Annotated in this window: 14 protein-coding genes; 5 read left to right on the forward strand and 9 right to left on the reverse strand. The window is 41.7% G+C overall.

The features are described 5' to 3' along the window. Nucleotides 1-82: 82 nt before the first annotated feature. On the reverse strand, nt 83-1,798 hold the full coding sequence (locus tag G613_RS0105280; protein ID WP_029231664.1) for a methyl-accepting chemotaxis protein: 1,716 nt from the start codon (nt 1,796-1,798) through the stop codon (nt 83-85). A gap of 280 nt (nt 1,799-2,078) precedes the next feature. On the opposite strand from G613_RS0105280, the gene G613_RS0105285 reads away from it, so the two are divergent. Then, nucleotides 2,079-3,374 carry an adenylosuccinate synthase gene (locus G613_RS0105285; RefSeq protein ID WP_029231665.1) on the forward strand — a complete coding sequence of 432 codons (1,296 nt, stop codon included), beginning with the start codon at nt 2,079-2,081 and terminating at the stop codon, nt 3,372-3,374. 650 nt (nt 3,375-4,024) lie between these two features. On the opposite strand, the gene G613_RS0105290 is transcribed toward G613_RS0105285, so the two are convergent. Then, the gene (locus G613_RS0105290) at nt 4,025-4,894 is read right to left on the reverse strand and encodes a hypothetical protein (RefSeq protein WP_029231666.1); all 870 of its coding nucleotides are present in this window, start codon (nt 4,892-4,894) and stop codon (nt 4,025-4,027) included. Between the two features lie 214 nt (nt 4,895-5,108). Here G613_RS0105290 and G613_RS0105295 point away from each other — a divergent pair, with 214 nt between their 5' ends. Continuing rightward, nucleotides 5,109-6,026, forward strand: coding sequence for an ArsR/SmtB family transcription factor (locus tag G613_RS0105295; RefSeq protein ID WP_029231667.1), 918 nt, complete (start codon nt 5,109-5,111; stop codon nt 6,024-6,026). A 3-nt stretch (nt 6,027-6,029) separates the two neighbouring features. Continuing rightward, nucleotides 6,030-8,813, forward strand: a complete 2,784-nt coding sequence (locus G613_RS0105300) for a translation factor GTPase family protein (RefSeq protein WP_029231668.1) — start codon at nt 6,030-6,032, stop codon at nt 8,811-8,813. A 140-nt stretch (nt 8,814-8,953) separates the two neighbouring features. Here G613_RS0105300 and G613_RS0105305 read toward each other — a convergent pair whose 3' ends face one another. Next, entirely contained in the window at nt 8,954-9,514 is a 561-nt protein-coding gene (locus G613_RS0105305; protein ID WP_029231669.1) for a hypothetical protein, read from the reverse strand. Nucleotides 9,515-9,710: 196 nt separating this feature from the next. On the opposite strand from G613_RS0105305, the gene G613_RS20190 reads away from it, so the two are divergent. Together G613_RS20190 and G613_RS19650 are read left to right on the forward strand one after the other, a co-directional pair. Beyond that, on the forward strand, nt 9,711-10,178 hold the full coding sequence (locus G613_RS20190) for a DUF2752 domain-containing protein (protein ID WP_029231670.1): 468 nt from the start codon (nt 9,711-9,713) through the stop codon (nt 10,176-10,178). Between the two features lie 88 nt (nt 10,179-10,266). Continuing rightward, the gene (locus G613_RS19650; RefSeq protein ID WP_196805038.1) at nt 10,267-10,590 is read left to right on the forward strand and encodes a hypothetical protein; all 324 of its coding nucleotides are present in this window, start codon (nt 10,267-10,269) and stop codon (nt 10,588-10,590) included. A 102-nt stretch (nt 10,591-10,692) separates the two neighbouring features. On the opposite strand, the gene G613_RS0105320 is transcribed toward G613_RS19650, so the two are convergent. The 6 genes from G613_RS0105320 to rpmI form a co-directional block, all read right to left on the reverse strand. Continuing rightward, nucleotides 10,693-10,983 (reverse strand): DUF1858 domain-containing protein, encoded by a 291-nt coding sequence (locus G613_RS0105320; protein ID WP_029231672.1) that lies wholly within the window; start codon nt 10,981-10,983, stop codon nt 10,693-10,695. A gap of 4 nt (nt 10,984-10,987) precedes the next feature. Continuing rightward, nucleotides 10,988-13,423: an alpha-galactosidase gene (locus tag G613_RS0105325; RefSeq protein ID WP_029231673.1), complete on the reverse strand. Its 2,436-nt coding sequence runs from the start codon at nt 13,421-13,423 to the stop codon at nt 10,988-10,990. Between the two features lie 48 nt (nt 13,424-13,471). Continuing rightward, a complete protein-coding gene (locus tag G613_RS0105330) occupies nt 13,472-14,032 on the reverse strand; it encodes a TetR/AcrR family transcriptional regulator (protein ID WP_029231674.1) in 561 nt (186 codons plus the stop codon). Between the two features lie 24 nt (nt 14,033-14,056). Further along, the gene (locus tag G613_RS0105335; RefSeq protein ID WP_029231675.1) at nt 14,057-15,505 is read right to left on the reverse strand and encodes an aminoacyl-histidine dipeptidase; all 1,449 of its coding nucleotides are present in this window, start codon (nt 15,503-15,505) and stop codon (nt 14,057-14,059) included. A 166-nt stretch (nt 15,506-15,671) separates the two neighbouring features. Beyond that, entirely contained in the window at nt 15,672-16,028 is a 357-nt protein-coding gene (gene rplT, locus G613_RS0105340) for a 50S ribosomal protein L20 (protein ID WP_013280184.1), read from the reverse strand. 69 nt (nt 16,029-16,097) lie between these two features. After that, on the reverse strand, nt 16,098-16,298 hold the full coding sequence (gene rpmI / locus G613_RS0105345) for a 50S ribosomal protein L35 (RefSeq protein ID WP_026489337.1): 201 nt from the start codon (nt 16,296-16,298) through the stop codon (nt 16,098-16,100). Nucleotides 16,299-16,365: the final 67 nt, after the last annotated feature.

Below are 16,365 nucleotides of genomic sequence, written 5' to 3' on the forward strand. Positions count from 1 at the left end.
AATATGCACTTTTACAATGAAAAAAGCCCCTCACGCAGGGCTAATGCCTACGCAAAGGACTTTTTATACGTTATTAGCGAAATTATTCGCTGATTGTGAACTGTCCAATCAGGTTATTCAGGGACTCTGACTGTTCTGATAGTTCCTGAGATACAGCGCTTGATTCTTCAGCTGTTGCGGAGTTGTTCTGAACAACATTGGATATCATCTCGATACCCTTATCAATCTCATCCATGCTCTCTGACTGCTGTGCTGCAAGATCACCTGTCTGAATGATCATCTCTGTGATTTCTTCTACGCTATGCTGCATTTCATCGAGAGCTTCTGTAGTCTCTGCCACAACAGAGTTACCATTATTGATCTCATCCATAGTGTCTGCAATGAGCTGATGAGTATTTTTGGCTGCCTCGCTACTCTGATCTGCAAGCTTACCAATCTGATCAGCAACAACCGCAAAGCCTTTTCCTGTTTCGCCTGCTCTTGCAGCCTCAATAGAAGCATTAAGAGCAAGTAGGGATGTCTGCTTGGCAATAGCTTCGATGGAGTTTGTAACCTGCTCAATCTCTGCGGAAGCTTCTGTGATTCTTGTCATAGCATCAGTAACAAGATGCATCTTTCTTGCACTGGTCTCTGCGTTGTCGCGTACAGATACGGCCATCTGTTTACTCTTTTCAGCAACCTCAGCAAGCTGCTTGGTCTGCTCTGTAACTGAGTTTACGGAAGCTGTAAGTTCCTGAACTGCTGCTGCCTGATCTGTGGAGCCTTCAGCCAGGTCATTAGCTCCCTGAGACATATTGATGGCACCCTGTGATACCTGCTGTGAAGAATTTCTTACCTCAGCCAATGTGCTTGAAAGATTATCTGAAATATCTGAAAGAGCACTCTTTATTGCCGCATAATCTCCAATATACAGCTTGTCGTTCTTGGTTCCTGTGGAGAAATCACCGCCGGACATACGCTTAAGGGTCTCATCAATATCTTTTACGATGTTTTCTATAACATCTGTAGAATAAGTAATATCATCAGCAAGTTTTCCAAGCTCATCCTCTGAATCAGTATGAACTTTAACTTCAATCTTACCCTTTGCCATATCACCAGCAGCCTTGGAAATTTCCTGAATAGGTCCAAGGATACTGTTTACAAGCGCTTCTCTTGCCTTGACCATATAAAGAATAGCGTTGATAACGATCAACATGGAGATAACTGTCATTAAGAGTACAGTAATAATAGCAAATGTATAAGCTTTCTTCGCCTGAGCCTTGGCTTCAATACCAATCTCCTTGAAGTCCTTAACTACTACCTTGATGGCTTCGTTTATCTTATTTACATAAACAGGATAGAGTTCGGCATTGGTAGCCCCGGCCATTGCCAGCTCTTTTAACTCCTCATCTGCATCATCTATATCCTCGATATGCTGATATACAGTTGTCAGGTCACCCTTATAAACCTTACTGAGGGTTCCGAGACCATCATTAAGTTCCTGGAGTTTTTCCTCTACTCCTGCGAACTGCTCGTTTCTGTCATCTGCATCAGTAGCAGCCAGAGCCCACAAATAGTACTTGGCAAGAGCCTGAATTGTGATTCTGACCTCACCCTGCTGAGTATTCTGCTCATAATAAACGTTATAAATATTGTACAGATTGAAAAGAGCCAGAATATCAATCAGGACAATCGCAGCAAAAATCATAATAAGATTAGTCCTGAAATTACCAAATACTTTTTTGAACTTGTCAGCTACCGGTAGTTTTCTAAATGACTCCTTGCTAAAAGAGTCTTTTTTCTTTGCTGCGTCTGCCATATTATCCTCCTTAGACATAAAATTATCAGCCACAGGATTAAGTTTCCCTATAGCAATCTTTTATGAAATCTAGCGTCATCGCAAATGTTATATCGACTACTTATACATTATATTTTATGCAATTTTTCAACAAAATGTCATAAATATGTATAAATTTATATAAAATTTCGAGAAATAAGCCGCACTTATGCCAAATATAAAAAATATTGATTTTACTTATGGATAATTAATTGATATCATGTTTAAGGTATCAATATTAGATTCAGAGAGGGAATGAAAAATGGTAAAAGCAGTAGTAGGTGCTAACTGGGGAGATGAAGGAAAGGGTAAGATCACAGATACTCTGTCCGATCAGGCAGACGTTGTTATCCGCTTTCAGGGTGGTGCCAATGCAGGCCACACAATAGTTAATGATTATGGCAAATTTGCACTCCACACAATGCCATCTGGTGTATTCCATCAGAACATTATGAATATCATTGGTAACGGAGTAGCATTCGATATTACTAAGTTCATGAACGAGCTTAACGAGATCACATCTAAGGGAGTTCCTGCTCCACAGATCATGATCTCTGACAGAGTACAGGTTATGATGCCTTATCACGTACTCTTCGATACACTTGAGGAAGCAAGACTTGCTGGTAAGAGCTTTGGTTCTACCAAGTCAGGTATCGCTCCTTTCTATTCAGACAAATACTCCAAGATTGGCTGGCAGATCAACGAGTTCTTTCAGGATGATGCAGCTATCAAGGAGAAGATTGCACGTGTTGCAGAAATCAAGGACGTTCTCCTTGTAAACTTATATCACTCAGATCCTATCGATCAGGACGCTCTTTTCAACCAGATCGTTGAATGGAGAGAGCAGGTTAAGCCTTACATCGGCAATGTAGCTCTTTATCTTGATCAGGCTATCAAGGAAGGCAAGACAATTCTCCTTGAGGGTCAGCTTGGAACCATGAAGGATCCTGACCACGGAATCTATCCTATGGTTACATCTTCTTCACCCCTGGCAGCTTATGGTGCAATCGGTGCAGGAATTCCTCCTTATGAGATCAAGCAGGTTGTTACAGTATCCAAGGCTTATTCTTCTGCTGTTGGAGCTGGTGCATTTGTATCTGAGCTGTTTGGAGATGAAGCTGAGGAGCTTCGTAGACGCGGTGGCGATGGTGGTGAGTATGGCGCAACCACAGGTAGACCAAGACGTGTTGGCTGGTATGACTGCGTAGCCAGTAAGTACGGCTGCAGACTTCAGGGCACAACAGATGTAGCTTTCACAGTACTTGACGTCCTGGGCTACCTTGATGAGATTCCTGTATGTGTTGGTTATGACATCGACGGTGAAGTTACAACAGAGTTCCCTGTAACACACCTTCTTGACAAGGCTAAGCCGGTTTACAAGACTCTTCCGGGATGGAAGTGCGAGATCCGCGGCATCAAGAAGTACGAAGATCTTCCTGAGAAGTGCCGTAACTATATCGAGTTCATCGAGGAACAGATTGGGTACCCTATCACAATGGTAAGTAACGGTCCTGCCCGTAGCGATATCATCTACAGAGAGAGCAAGCTTTCTAAGTAACTTAGATAATATGCGCATGAAAATGCTTGTTTTCGTCTACGTCGTAATTTACTAAAAAATCAAAAACTAAGGATGGTCTCCTTTCAGCGTTGTTCAAAACAGTCGACCATCCTTAGTTTTTTCTTTTTGTAAATTATCTCCTCGTCCGAGAACTGCGCATTTTCACACACGCATTATTCCGAGAAAATTCGATTTGGCACGCATGGCGAGTGGAACATTTTATGTTGGTTTTCGATTTTTGCCTCGCCAGCATAATAATTTGTAAGTTCATTTATGTTAATTGGAGCCTTCTCTTCTGCTAACATAAGACTTTGTTAGACTATTTATGTTAGATACATCTTTTTATCCAGCTAGCATAAATACTTAATAAGCATTTTATGCTAGCTGAGAGACTTCCTTGTTTTTAACATAATTTCAACGCAATTTCTTTATGTTAGCTACGATTTTTTCTCATATGAGCATAATCTCAGCTCAATTTCATTATGTTACCAGAACTATATTCTTATACCAACATAATTTTCGGTACTGCTCTACCTATACTGTAGTTTTCTCAATTTAGGTAGTGTGTTTTAAGCATCCTACTATACCTCCATCCAAAACCTTTTGATATAGGCAGATTCATAGCTGCAAATTCTGCTGTTCCTGGGACATTATCCTTCTTTCTTACCGTTCACAATTTCCACCAGTTCCTGATGTCTTTCCTTTGCTCTTGAGATAATAGGAAGCTTAGCATCAGCACCAAGAGTCACAACCTTATCATAGTAGATAAGCGCACCGGCAAGGTCGCCCTTTTTATCCATGATCTTGGCAATTCCATTGCTATATGTGATCTGTGCGCGCTTTGTTTTATCTTTTTCCATGTATTTCTGATAAACAGTCACAGGCTTGTCATAATTCTCATCGAGAATATTCTGCATGCATTCCAACAGTTCCAGATACATATTGGCATTTTTCTGCTGAAAACCAGCCATTTTTCCAACACCATATATATCTTTAAACTCCTGATGGTAGGCCTTAAATTCATCGAACTTCTCCAGCCTGTATGCGATAACCGCCTTAAAATAGACAAGCGTAAGTCTCCTATATGCACTATCTTTATGGGTAGTTATTTTCGTAATATAATCCGTGGCCTCATCATACTTTTCCAAATCTATCAAAGCCGGGATGTAAAAAATATAGTGAGACTTTCTGATATTTCTGAACGTGAAGTTCTTCTCAAGTATTTCAATCACATCTATGAATTTCTGTGGATCACACTGAGAAACAATTATGTTCTGAAGACTATATGCCACCAAGCTTATCCTGATAATAAGCACAAAAGTACAAATCAGAAGTATAGTCACCAGGGTCCCTGTAAAGTGCTCTACCAGCCAGGAATATGGATTGGAAAAGACTATCGCAAGCCCCGCAGCTATGAATGCAAACATAACAAGAGCGTAAATGATAACGCAACTAAAATATTTCTTTTTAAAAACTTTCGCAAATTCCTCAGGTGATAAAGCTTCATACTTCTTATACACGTTCTTTCTCCTCCAACAGACTATCGCTTCACAAATAGTTAGCATGCCTTATCGCAGGCGCCGCTAACTATTATACATCAGAAGCCCATAAAATGATGCAGTTTTACGTTAAACCTAATTGCACAGTCATGGCATGAATATTATAATAATACATGAAATAATTTAAATTATTATAAACATTCTTATCTTACTTCAACCGAAAAGAGGTCACGCTATGCTTCATATCAAAAGCCTGGACGAAGGTCTGGAGCTCTTCAAAGCTTTAGGATCAGACATAAGAATCGAAATCATCAATATTCTCCTTAATGAAAGCGGTATGAATATGAACGAGCTTGCCAAAAAGCTCAAGATTACTAACGGTGCTCTCACAAGTCATATCCGTAAGCTTGAGGAATGCGGCATAGTTACTGTTTCCGCTGAAGGTGCAGGACATGGCAATCAGAAGTTCTGCTCTGTTAATCTGGATAAGATCCTGATCGACATTCAGGATGCTCCGGTCAATACAAATGTATTCAGTACAGAGATCAAAGTTGGTCACTTTAGTGACTATGAGGTTTATCCAACCTGCGGACTTGCCTCCAACAAAAAACTGATCGGCGAAGTTGATGACACAAGGTATTTTGCTCATCAGGATCGTTTTGATGCTGATATTCTCTGGTTCACCAAGGGATTTGTGGAATATGGAATTCCAAACTTCATTCCTGCCGGCCAGACCATTGATGAAATCTGCATTTCAGCTGAGCTTAGCAGCGAAGCTCCCGGCACCAACAACGTGTGGCCTTCTGATATTTATTTTTCTCTTAACGGAACCCCACTTGGAACCTGGACATCTCCCGGTGATTTCGGTGATGTTAAGGGTATATTTACTCCTGATTGGTGGTTTCCTAATTGGAACCAATATGGTATGCTCAAGATGCTGGTAATCGGCCACAAAGGCACCTTTATCGATGGCATCATGATCTCCAAGGTCACTATAGACGACCTGAAGCTCACCTCCAAGAGCAGCCTTAAACTGAGACTGGAAGTTCCTGATAATGCCAAACATGTAGGTGGTCTTACTATTTTCGGAAAAGGATTTGGCAATTACAATCAGGACATCAATGTTAAGATTGCCTATAGCCCACAAGAATAATCAATGAATAAAGCTATTACAATAGGAATTCTGGCACATGTAGATGCCGGTAAAACAACTCTTTCGGAGGCACTTTTATACACCTCCGGAACTATAAGGAAACTTGGCCGCGTGGACCACAAGGACGCGTTCCTTGACAGCTACGAGCTGGAAAGATCCCGCGGCATTACTATATTCTCCAAACAGGCAGTTTTTCAGCATGGTGATATTTCTTTTACCTTGCTGGATACTCCCGGTCACGCGGACTTCTCTCCTGAGATGGAGAGGACTCTTCAGGTTCTGGACATGGCAGTTCTCATCATCAGTGCTGCTGACGGTGTTACCAGCCAAGCAAGACTTCTTTGGAAGCTCCTTGATCACTACAAGGTTCCCACAATCATATTCGTTAATAAGATGGATCAGCCTGGGGCAGACAAATCCGGGGTTCTTCCTCAGTTAAAAGAGATTCTGAGTCAGCACTGCGTTGATTTATTCGGAGATGCTGATGCTACAGAAATCAATTTAGATAATCATGAGCTTCAGGAAGAACTTGCAGTATGCGACGACGACCTTCTTGCCAAGTTCCTGGAGGGCCATGTCATTACTGATATTGAAGTAAAAGAGCTGGTTAACAACCGCAAATGCTATCCTGTTATCTTCGGCTCCGCTCTTAAGCTTAATGGGGTAAAAGAGCTGCTGGAGACCCTTGAAAGCTTCTCTGACACCAAGAAATATCTTGGCCACGATGCACAGTATAATTCATCAGCAAAACCTCAGGCTAATACCAGTGATAATGTAGGTTTCTCAGCCCGCGTATACAAGATAAGCCGTGATTCTCAAGGAAATCGCCTTACTCACATGAAGATTTTAAGTGGATCTCTCAAAGTAAGAGATGTAATCCGCGATGAAAAGATAGACCAGATTCGCCTTTACAATGGTGAAAAATTCGAGGCTCTCCCTGAAGCTACAGCAGGAATGATTGTTGCTGTATCAGGATTATCAAACACAAGGGCCGGTGAAGGCCTGGGCACTTTGGAGGGCGGAACTTCTACAGAAGTAATCCAGCCTATCCTCTCCTGCGCCCTAATCCTTCCTGATGAAGTTGACTCTATTTCTTTTTACAAGAAGATCAAGGTACTTGAGGAAGAAGAACCAATGCTCCTGGTCTCTCTCCACGAGGCAACAGGCGAGATCATGGTTCAGGTCATGGGAGATGTGCAAAAAGAAATCCTCCATCACCTAATTCTTACCCGCTTTGGAATCGAAGTTAAATTTGGCCCCGGCCAGATTGTATATAAGGAAACTATCGCAGCTCCTGTGGAAGGTGTAGGCCACTTCGAGCCTTTAAGGCACTACGCAGAGGTTCACCTTCTATTAGAGCCAACTGAGCCCGGAAGCGGTATTTCTTTTGACAATAAGTGCTCTACCGATGAGCTTAATCTCAACTGGCAAAGGCTGATACTTACTCACCTTCAGGAGAAAAAACATGTTGGCGTACTGACAGGCTCCGAGATCACAGATTTGAGAATCACCCTACTAACAGGTCGTGCCCATGAAAAGCACACAGAAGGCGGTGACTTCAGACAGGCAACCTACAGAGCTGTTCGCCAGGGCCTTATGGAAGCTCAGTCTGTTCTCCTTGAGCCAATGTTTGATTTCAGAATTGAAGTACCTCAGGAAAATGTAGGTCGCGTTCTTACAGATATCCAGAAAATGAACGGAACTGTAGGTCTTCCCGATATTGAGAATGGCAAATCCGTTATCACCGGCACAGTTCCTGCCGCTTGTCTATATGACTATGCCCAGGAGCTTAAAAGCTATACCCATGGCGAAGGTGTTTTATCCACTACCCTCAGCGGCTATGCTCCCTGCCACAACACTCAGGAAGTCCTTGACGAAAAGGGCTACTATCCTGAACTTGATACAGCCAATCCCGCAGCCTCAGTATTCTGTTCCCATGGTGCCGGTACAATTGTTCCATGGGATGAGGTCAAATCCCACATGCACCTCGAAAGTGCCTGGGATTCTGAAAGAGGCATAACAACAGGCACTGACCTTACCGACAACATCGATATGGAAGCTCTTAAAAAATTGCAAGCCAGGTCCACCAGGAAGGTCACAGATAACAGAACCTTTGAGGAAATTGACAGAGACCTGCGCTACGCTGAGAACGAGTTAAAAGACATTTTCGAAAGAACCTACGGCACAATCAAACCAAGATATGTGGAAACCGAAGAAGACAGAAAGCGCTATGCTCGCCAGGACGCAGAAAGAGCCCGTCAGGAAGCAATCGCTCAGGGACTAATTGATCCTGATGAAGGCCCAGAGGTCACTCTTTCAGCCAAAAAACAAAACAGTAAAAAAGAGCAGCGGATCGCTGAACGTCAAAAAGAATACCTTCTGGTAGATGGCTACAACATAATCTACGCTTCAGATGAATTAAAAGCCCTTGCTACAACCGACCTTAAAGCCGCAAGAGATAAACTCATAGATATTCTTGTTAATTTCCAGGGATATCGCCGGGAAGAAGTAATTCTCGTATTCGACGCCTACAGAGTAAGGGGCGGAACTGAACACATGGAAGATCACGCAAGTCTGACCGTCATCTACACCAAGGAAGCCGAAACTGCCGATCAGTACATAGAAAAGGCTGCCCACGAAATCGGCAAAAAATACCGCGTTTGTGTAGCCACCTCTGATGCCATTGAGCAGGTTATCGTCATGAGTAGCGGTGCCATAAGACTATCAGCCAGAGAATTCTGGGAAGAAGTTAAACATACCGAGAGACAAATCAGAGAACATTTTTAATTAGTATCTACAATAATTAACAAAACCTTCTTTTAATGAAAAAGCCACCAGCCAAAGCATCGGCCGGTGGCTATAATTTCGCTCTTATTTACATAGTTACTCATCCGATCAGTTAATTGTTTTCCACTCTTCTTAATGCTTTATTTCCATCCCAGGCATTCTTTGTAAGTTTCCTGTGTACCTGCTGAAATATCTGCAGAATCAATAATAATGATATGATCATCAGAAGCTTTAAGCTTAATACCAAAAAGTCTGTCGTTAACTTTAACAAATTCAGGTGCATTGTAATATGTTCCATGCATTGAAACAACAGACATATTCTCCGGCAGACTATATCCTTCCTTTACATCAAAGGATACAAACGCCTCTGTAACACCGGCAGGGAGTCTTACGTCAAAGGCACATACAACGTTTCCGCCATGATTAGCAGCAAGCTTCATAGCAGTCTTGGAGTAAGTAGGGAAAATATGGAAAATATTGGCAGTCATACCAGTCTTAACATCACGGGTTACATAAACATCACCTTTACCTGTGGAAATAGGAATAAATGTATCATGCTCAAGCCACATTCCACCGAGAACAGCATTATTTCTAATCTCACCCTGAACAATTCTGTCCGGAGCTGTAGGCGCTGCACAAACAGATACTGTCATAGCACAAAACATTATTGTTGCTAAAGCAAGTGATAAAAATTTCTTCATTAGAGTTCCTCCTTGAATACAAATATAATCTTTCTCGGATGTAACTACGTCACTGTCTAACATCATATAACCAAATAATTAAATAGGAGTTTAGACAGACTAAACTTTTTGTGAATAAATTCTTATGTGATAAATTTGACGATTGGGTACCTGTAGACTATGATAAGTACCATGAAATGAAAGGAAACCCAAAAATATGGGCGTAGAATTAATAAATTTTTCAAAGAATGTAATTTCTGACATCCGCAAAAACAAGGCGTTTTTGCTTATCATAATTTCAGTGTGGGTAATCTTGAACTTGTTATACCATCATTCATGTCCCGTGGTTTTGTTATGTGGTTTTCCATGCCCGGGATGTGGCCTCACAAGGGCTTTTTTCTCATTTTTTACCCTTCATCCTGTTCGTGCATTTATGTATAATCCCACTTATCCTCTGTGGTTATCGGTTATTATTGCAGCTATTTGGCTTAGATATGTCAAGGGACAAGCACTTAAAAAGCTTTATTTTCCACTTCTTTTTACGGCTATTATGACATTGATTGTTTATATTTACAGAATGATATTTATGTTCCCTAGTCTCGAGCCAATGGTCTATGTTCACGAGAACCTGTTTTCATATTTAAACTCCTCCTACGACGCTTTTGTAACAACTTTATTTCGTTAAAACGTTTACGCAGTGAACTTTTCCCCGTATAATAGAAGAAGTGAGTTTTGGCTCACTACATTTTCATTTTCTTAGAGGAGGGAAAATAATGGATTCAAACAACATGAACCAGAATCAGCAGCCCGTTAACACTCCGCCTGTTGGTCAGCAGAATGTCTATGTACAGCCTGCTGCACCTGAGACGGAAACACCTAATTCTGTTGGGGATTGGGTACTCACCATCTTTTTGACATGCATTCCATGCGTAGGACTTATTCTTCTCTTTGTATGGGCATTTGGAAGCAACACCAATAAGTCAAAAGCAAACTGGGCTAAAGCTCAGCTCATCTGGGCTGCCATCGGCGTTGTAGCTCTGATCATTTTCTACGTTGCAATTGGCGCAGCTCTTTTAGCTGAATATGGCGGATTATAATTCCATATAGCTTATCTGCAATGAATAGTACAAAAAAGCCTGGGATTGTGTTTTCACAATCTCAGGCTTTATTTCTGTCTATTAAACTGTTCTCAAATCTAATTAAGCATTGTGCTCAAGAAGATAGTCATTAAGTGCATCAACAATTTCCTCACCGTCAATGCCATGTACTGCACATGCCTCAGCAAGTGACTCCATCTGAGAAGCAGGACAGTGAATACATCCCATTCCACACTCCATAAGGAACTGTGCGGCAAGTGGATGCTTAACAATAATATCTCCTACAAGCATATCTGTTGTAACGAGAGCTCCCTCGTTCTTATTCTCTTCACCCATGTTTATTTCCTCACTTTCCGTATCATTTCCAAAGAATAAATCTCTCAATTTGCCCATGATATCACGCTTCCTCAAAAGTGTAAAGTCTGGAATCTCCGGTTCTCATGATACGTGTATCCTGATTATATCCGGTACCTGCAAAATTCGCATTAAGAGCAAGGCCATGGCTGTTAAGAGAAGCTCCTGTTGCAACCTCTTTCTGCTCCTCGCCGTTCATATGGACAACCTTATCCATAATATTGTGAATGATGCCATCCTGCTTGATATGTACTGGTGCAATTGAATTAACAAGGCTTCCGAAATCCTTGAGATTAAGAGGAACAACGCGGTTAACAACGTTATAGATCTTATCCTCGCAAAGTCCCATGCACTTAATCTTGCGGTAGTCATTATTAGGACGTGACCCCTTTTCTACTGCAAAAGCTACAGCCTTCTTTTTGTCCTTGCTAACGATCATGTATCCATAGTCCGGGAGTCTATAGTAGTCACCAAACTGGAATACCTCTCTCCACTTCTTGTAGAACTCTACCTGTCCTGTAACAACCTTCTTGTCCGCATCAGCCATTTCGCAGAGATTAAGCTCGTACCCAAAGCATCCCGGACAAGCTATCTCAAATCTTGTCTCAAGCGGAACGCTGTTCAGTGTCTGGTGGTTAGGAGTTGCTGAAACATGTGCTCCTACTGTGCTTGCAGGATATCCATAGCTGTAACCTCTCTGAATATCAAGTCTGCAGAAAGCATCTGTGTCATCACTTCCCCAAATCTGTGGGAAGTATGAAAGTATACCAAGATCAAATCTGTTACCGCCGGCAGAGCAGCCTTCAAACAGAATTTCAGGAAAACTCTCTGTAAGCTCCTTCATAATGCGGTACAGACCAATATAGTATCTGTGCTGGAACTCGCCCTGTCTGTCAGCAGGAAGAGCTGTTGAAAATCTGTCTGAGAAGATTCTGTTCATATCCCACTTAACATAAGCAACGTTACCTGCGGAAAAGACCTTCTTCATAGCATCAATAACATGGTCCTGAACCTCAGTCCTTGAAAGGTCAAGATTCATCTGGTTACGTCCCTTTGAATGAGGCTTACCGGGAACAGCTACAGCCCAGTCAGGATGTGCTCTGTAAAGATCACTGTCCTCATTGACCATCTCAGGCTCTACCCAGAGACCAAACATCATGCCAAGATCATTAATCTTGTCAGCCAGCTCCTTGATTCCGCCCGGAAGCTTTTTCTTATTCTCATACCAGTCGCCCAGTGATGTTGTATCATCATTACGTTTTCCAAACCAGCCATCATCCATGACAAAGAGTTCGATTCCGCACTTCTTAGCCTCTTTTGCCAAAGATACCAGGGAGTTCTGGGTAATATTAAAGTAGGATGCCTCCCAGCTGTTGATAAGGATTGGTCTTTCCTTATCTCTCCAGGATCCTCTTACTATATGCTGTCTTACAAAGTCCTGCATACGTATGCTCATGCCGTTGTAGCCTTCTGAAGAAAAGGCCATAACAGCTTCCGGAACCTCAAACTTTTCCCCGGGAGTAAGGAGCCAGTTAAAGCCTACAGGCTGAATACCACTAACAAAGCGGCTCATATTCTTGCCGTTTGAAGAAAGAGCCTCGTAGTGGTTTCCACTATATACAAGGTTAAATCCAATACATTCACCGTAATTCTCATCAGTCTCAGGAGCACTTACTATAACAAGTGGATTAGATCTTGAACCTGACTCACCGGCTGCAAGTTCTTCGCATACCACTTTGCCGCCAGTGCAAAGAGACTCATGTATTCCCATCTCATCAGCCCATCTTCCATGGAAAGAAGTCATCTTAAGGGCAGGAGTATCAAAATCTATCTGAGTACTAAGGAGTCTTTCTATTCTGACGTCCTTGTCGCTGTCATTATGAAGTACGCATCTTCTGGTAATGACATCATTGTCAGGAAATACAGTATAGATAAGATCAAGGCTTGTGCCATATCCGGCATCTTTTAAAGTAATAAGGAGCTGCTGAACTTTATCCTTTTTAGCTCCATCACTATTCTCTGAAACTGTAGCATCATCATAAGATGACGGAAGTGTCTTAATCTCTTTGATGCCATCGGTTACCTTCATGCTGTAATAAATGAAATCAACTGTTGAGTTTCCATCAGCATATGTAAGCTCAACCAGGGGTTCTCTGATATCACCCTTACCAAAAGAAGACATCTCAAGGCACAGCATTTCAAGGAATGTATCCTTGTGATCATCGGAATAAACATTCATATTTCCACCGCCGTGGTAATGCTTGGGTCCAATGGCATGAGCTATGCTATTAAGGCCTTCCTTGCCGTTTTTGAATGCCCGCTCGAGATCACCCTCTGCTACTGCCTTTTTATAACTCTCTTCAGAAATTATTGAGCTTCCATAATGGATATGCTCAAGATGTCCTGAAGCTGTTCTTCTAAACAAATAAGATGTGTGCGCGGTCTGTAGTAAAAATAAATCGCCATCTGCGTAAATCAATGTGGTATCCTCCGTATAAAAAAAACCTAATACTTAAGCCGGATTACATCAGGCTTTGATTCCATTAATGATGACATCGATCATCATGTTAAGTGAATCCTCATAGCTATACTGTGTACGAGAAAGTTCCTCTGAACTAAGGAATTTTTCAATAGCTCCTTCAACCATGAGCTTGATCAGCTGAATAGGAACTCTCTTTATAAGCCCCTGATCCATAGCCTTATTAAGAAGCTTTTCTGTTTCGCCCCAGTCGCTTTCAACCCTCTCGGCTACCTTCATGTAAACCTTAGGGTATTTCTCTTTTAACTGATAAACACGTCTGAAATCAATGTTCTTGTAATTATCAGGAAGGCATACTATAAGCTTGGAAATCTTGTCTACGAGATCCAAAGAATCATCGGCTACAATCTCTGCCTCCTTCTTCTTGATAGCAGAAAAACCGTAGTCTACTGTTGCAAAAAACAGCTCGTCTTTATCATCAAATTCCTTGTAGATGGTTTTCTTACTGATATGAAGCTCTCTGGAAATATCATCCATTGTGAACTTCATGCCCTTCTCATTAAACTGGTCAATGACCGCGTCCATGATCTGTCTTCTAATTTCTTCCAACTTGTAACCCTCCTTAAAGCCCCATTAGAATTCTTTTAATACGTTCTTTAAATACTCCCACAAATTAGCTGTAGACTTTACAGATAACTTTTCCCCCGTGGAGTGAATATCCTTCATATCAGGTCCGATTGATATACAATCAAGTCCCTGGATCTTCTCACTTAAAATGCCGCACTCAAGTCCTGCGTGAATAGCCTCCAGAACAGGCTTTTGGCCATACATTTCCTCGTATACCTTAACCATATGGTCACGAAGCTCGGAATGAGCTCTGTACTTCCACCCCGGATACTCTCCGCTTACAGAAACCTCTGCTCCAAAAAGCTCGCAGATAGTAAGAAGCTTATTTATCAGAACCTTCTTGGAGGACTCTACGCTGCTTCGAACAGACTGTTCAAGAGTAACCACATTTCCCTCTGTCTTGATGATTCCAAGGTTAAGTGATGTTTCTACAAGACCTGCTACCATTGCGTTCATAGCCTGTACTCCATCAGGCATCACAGTGATCATCTTGGAAAGCTTAGCTGTATCCTCAGCAGAAAATGCGCTTAAAGTTTCTACTTTATCTTCTTTGTTAAAAGAAATCTCAAGACCGTCATCTTTTCCTTCAAGCTCGCCCTTAAGCTCCTCAAACACTCTATTAACAACAGCTTCTGCCTTGACTTCATTTCCGTTTTCAACCACAAACTTCATATTTGCTGTTGATGGAATTGCATTATCGGCAACTCCGCCTTCTATGTTAATAAGGTTTACAGGCATCTCTTTTGCCAAGTCAGCAAGGATTCTACCCTCGATATGGTTAGCATTTCCTCTGCCGCACTTTATCATCTCGCCGGAATGGCCGCCAAGAAGTCCTGAAACAGATACGCTGCAAGCAGTACCCTTTACCTGAGTCTGCTCCATTGCAAGTCTTGAGTATATTCTTGCCCCGCCTGCGCAGCTGGTTATAAACTGTCCCTCTTTTTCATTATCGATATTGATCATCTTTCTACCCTTAAGGCCTGAAAGATCTATAGCTGCAGCACCAAACATTCCTGTCTCTTCGTTAGTTGTGATAACAACCTCGAGAGGTGGATGTGGAATCTCTTTTGAATCAAGAAGAGCAAGACAGAAAGCTACTGCAATACCATCATCGCCCCCAAGACTTGTGCCCTCAGCCCATACATACTCGCCATCGGTTGTAACAAGAAGGCCCTCTGTCTTCATGTCAATATCGCAGGAGTCTTCCTTAACTGCAACCATATCCATGTGACCCTGTAAGATAACAGGCTCTTTATCCTCATAGCCTGCAGTTCCCGGAGCCTTGATTATTACATTGAGCTCCTGATCCTGAGAAACCTCATATCCTCTTTCCTTGGCAAAAGAAACAAGATAGTCGCTGATCTGCTGGAGATTACCTGAACCATGTGGGATATTGCACAGTTCCTCAAAGAAATGAAATACTTCCTTGGGCTGTAAGTTATCAAATGCTGCCATTTATTATCACCTCGTTGATATAAAATCTAATATTCAAATACAAAAAATGTAGGTGTATCAATACTCGATACCCCTACATTTTATCCTATAAAAACTATTAATACAATAAAAGTTTCCAGAATAAATATCATTCCGGAAACTTTTTATTTTCTAATTAAAGATTCGATTAAGCGATCTTCTCTTTTGCAAGCTCTGCAAGTGTCTTGAATCCGTCTGGATCGTTAACTGCAAGCTCAGCGAGCATCTTTCTGTTGATGTCTACGCCTGCAAGCTTAAGACCATGCATCATGTTGCTGTATGAAAGACCATTGATTCTAGCTGCAGCGTTGATACGTGTGATCCAAAGAGATCTCATGTCTCTCTTCTTCTGCTTACGACCAGCGAAAGCTGATGTAAGTGCTCTCATAACTGACTGCTTAGCTACTCTATACTGCTTAGATCTTGCTCCTCTGTAGCCCTTTGCAAGCTTTAATACTCTATTGTGCTTCTTCTTGGCATTTAATGCGCCTTTAACTCTTGCCATTGTAAAATCCTCCTAAATAATCTAATACTACTGGTACTACCTAAAACCAAACGCGAACTAATGTTGAAATTAAGCGTAAGGAAGAATGCTCTTCATTGCCTTTACATTAGTAGCGTCAACGAGTCCAGCATGTCTAAGATTTCTCTTTCTCTTTGTGGACTTCTTTGTTAAGATGTGGCGCTTGTACGCTTTGTTTCTCATGAGCTTGCCTGTGCCTGTAACCTTGAATCTCTTGGCAGCAGCTCTCTTTGTCTTCATCTTTAACTGCATAACTAAAATCCTCCTGTGAATCTCTTAATAATATATCTATATGATACTATCAAGCACATTTGTACTT

Source organism: Butyrivibrio sp. VCB2006 (genome assembly GCF_000420945.1).
In the GTDB taxonomy this organism is placed as follows: domain Bacteria; phylum Bacillota; class Clostridia; order Lachnospirales; family Lachnospiraceae; genus Butyrivibrio.